The sequence below is a fragment of the Veillonella sp. genome (genome assembly GCF_019414865.1).
Taxonomy (GTDB): domain Bacteria; phylum Bacillota; class Negativicutes; order Veillonellales; family Veillonellaceae; genus Veillonella.
The window spans coordinates 1-3,023 of sequence record NZ_DXLG01000159.1 but is presented as its reverse complement, the minus strand read 5'-3'; the positions used below and the strand labels follow the sequence as shown (position 1 = coordinate 3,023).

Sequence of the window (3,023 nt, the reverse complement as noted above, 5' to 3'; positions counted from 1 at the left end):
CTCTTATACTTATAAGCGTTCAAATTTTACTTAATTATAAATATCCTAAATTATAAATTAGTATATCAATTAAGAAAACCTCCGTAAAGTAATAATACGATTCATACCACTATAAAATAACCGTATCATTCAGAACACTCTAAAGTAATCATACTATTCATAACGTCATAATGTAAAAACCCCTCTTTACCGGACATTCAGTAAAGAGGGGTTCAGATTATACATAATTCAATTTAGATAAGATTATTTAAATTGATTGCAAAGGCTATCGAATAGCGCTTGATCTGGTTTTACAACATCTTCAGTTAATGGACGAGGATGTGGACCACCATTTGCTGCTGCCAGAGCTTTTTCGAAGGAAGGTTTAGTAGTATCTTGATAGATAACACCTGTTACCAAGCCATCAGTTTCACCCAATGTTTTAAGTGCTGCTGCACGATCTGTTGGGTCATAACCTTCTGGCAATTCTACCAAATGTTCTTTGAACCAGTCATAGCTGTTGTGTTTATTGTATGTAACACATGGGCTAAAAACGTTGATGAAGGAGAAACCTTCATGATCCATTGCTTTTTGAATCAACTCTACAAGTTGTGCACGATTAATCATGTAACCTTGTGCTACGAATGTAGCACCTGCAGCAATTGCAGTTTCACAAACGGACAATGGAGATTCGAAAGCCCCACGAGGTGTTGTTTTTGTAACAAAACCGATATCGGAACGAGGGGATGCTTGACCTTTAGTCAAACCATATACATGGTTATCCATTACGACGTATGTCATATTTACATTACGTTTGAAAGCATGGATAGTGTGACCCATACCGATAGCGAACGCATCACCATCACCAGAGCAAGCGATAACTTCTAAGTCTTGGTTAGCAAGTTTTACGCCTTGTGCGTAAGGAAGCGCACGACCATGAGTTGTATGAGCGCCATATGCGTAGAAATAACCACCGATACGGCTAGAGCAACCGATACCGGAAATTACTGCTAATTTTTCTGGTGGAATATTTTTCGCTACTACAGCGTCAGTAATCGCTGCTTGAACCCCATAATGGCCACAGCCTGGACACCAGTTAGGACGAATATCGTTTCTGTAATCTTTAGCTGTTGTCATATTATAGGACCTCCTTAATCGCATTTTTCACATAACTTTTTGTGAATGGATTACCATCGTATTTCAAGCAGCTGGAAATTTTAGATTTCTTATGCATGTTGATTTTAAATAAGTTAGTCAATTGACCTGTTGCATTGTGCTCAACGATAACCACTTTTTTCGCAGCATCCATGAATGGTTGTAATTGTTTTGCTGGGAATGGTTTAATCAAGCGCAATTGCAAGTGGTTAACTTTAACACCTTCTTGATCGAATTCAGCAACAGCTTCTTCGATAGCGCCACGGCTAGAAGCCATACCAACAACGAGAACATCTGCTTCGTCGTATTTAGCGTTATTCAAGAATGGTTCGTAGTTATCAGCTACAGTTTCCAATTTGCGGAAACGTTTATCAGTTTGCGCTACGTGCATTGTAGGCGCTTCTGCTGGTTTACCTTCTTCATTATGTTCTAAACCAGTGGAAAGGAATAGACCATTTTTCATACCAGGAATTGTACGAGGAGAAATACCATCTTCAGTCAATTCAAAGCGTTTGAAGTATTTAGGTTGTTCCAATTCAGGAAGGTCTGCTTCTTTCATCATTTTACCGCGGTTAATAGGTACACGGTTCAAATCGAAGGAAGGAACGGATTGTTTATTCAAACCTTGTTGTAAATCAGGCATGAAGATAACTGGGCATTGGTACATTTCTGCCAAGTTGAAAGCTTTTTGAATTTCATAGAAGCATTCTTCGATAGATGTTGGAGAAATAACGATACCAGAGTAATCGCCATGTGCATTATAGCAAGCCGCATCAATATCGGATTGTTCAACCTTTGTAGCCATACCTGTGGATGGACCAGAACGTTGAACGTCGATAACAACCATTGGTAATTCAGCCATGGAAGCCATGGATAAGGATTCAGCCATCAAGGAAAGACCAGGGCCAGAAGTACATGTGAAGCCACGAACACCTGCGTATACGCCACCCATAGCTGTCATACATGCTGCGATTTCGTCCTCTGTTTGAACGATAGTAGCACCCAATTTATCCATATTTTTAATCATATATTCCATTACTTCAGATGCTGGAGTAATAGGATAAGATGCCATGAAACGGGAGCCCGCAGCAATAGCACCTAAAGCACATGCTTCATTACCTAATAAGAACATTTGATCTTTCTTACCAGGAGCTGGCAATGTATCGATTTCCACATCGCCCAATTTTTCCATTACAAGGCCATAACCATCGTCAAAGGCAGCTAAGTTTTTATCCACGATTTCTTGGGATTTTTTCGCAAATTTAGCAGCAATCGCATCTTTAAACATCTTAGTATCGAAACCAAGAAGTGCAACAGACATACCAAGTGCTACGATATTACGCATCAACAAGGAACCTTGTTTCATTGCAGTTTCAGAGATTGGCAAGGACAAGCAATTAACCTTTGTACCTTCAAATTTAGAGAAGTCAGGATTTACTTTGCTGTCACAGATGATGTAACCGCCCTCACGAACTTCAGAACCATGCATATCAACTGTTTCTTGATCAAGAGAAAGCAAGAAGTCTACGCCTTCACCAATAGACATAACTTGTTCTAATGCAACGCGCAATGCGAATGTAGTATGACCACCTTTGATACGAGATGCAAATAAACGTTGGCTATACAAGGAATAACCTTCTTTAGCGAGGATTGTCGCCATGATTTCGCCACAACTCTCGATACCTTCACCTTGTTGGCCGCCCATTTTCCAGATAAAATCTTTACGTTTTTGCAAGAGATTCACCCTCCTTAGGATAAAAATTACACTGCTGACAAGAGTCTACCTTACTATGTTAATGTTTTATAGTACGAACCTGTCCATATCGTCATTGTATCATGTATATATTGGGTTTACAATGTATCATTTCACATAATAATAGGTATAAATT

General features: G+C 39.3%; 2 protein-coding genes. Both read right to left on the bottom strand.

Translation table 11 applies throughout. The annotated features are described in order from the left end of the window. Window positions 1–243 precede the first annotated feature (243 nt). Window positions 244–1,116 carry a 2-oxoacid:ferredoxin oxidoreductase subunit beta gene (locus tag QZ334_RS07710; RefSeq protein ID WP_105084915.1) on the bottom strand — a complete coding sequence of 291 codons (873 nt, stop codon included), beginning with the start codon at window positions 1,114–1,116 and terminating at the stop codon, window positions 244–246. A gap of 1 nt (window position 1,117) precedes the next feature. Continuing rightward, window positions 1,118–2,869 (bottom strand): 2-oxoacid:acceptor oxidoreductase subunit alpha, encoded by a 1,752-nt coding sequence (locus QZ334_RS07705; protein WP_156720031.1) that lies wholly within the window; start codon window positions 2,867–2,869, stop codon window positions 1,118–1,120. Window positions 2,870–3,023 lie beyond the last annotated feature (154 nt).

Coding starts and splice junctions, on each gene's coding strand:
- QZ334_RS07710 (WP_105084915.1), bottom strand. CDS start 1,116: ATGACAACAGCTAAAGATTACAGAAACGATATTCGTCCTAACTGGTGT.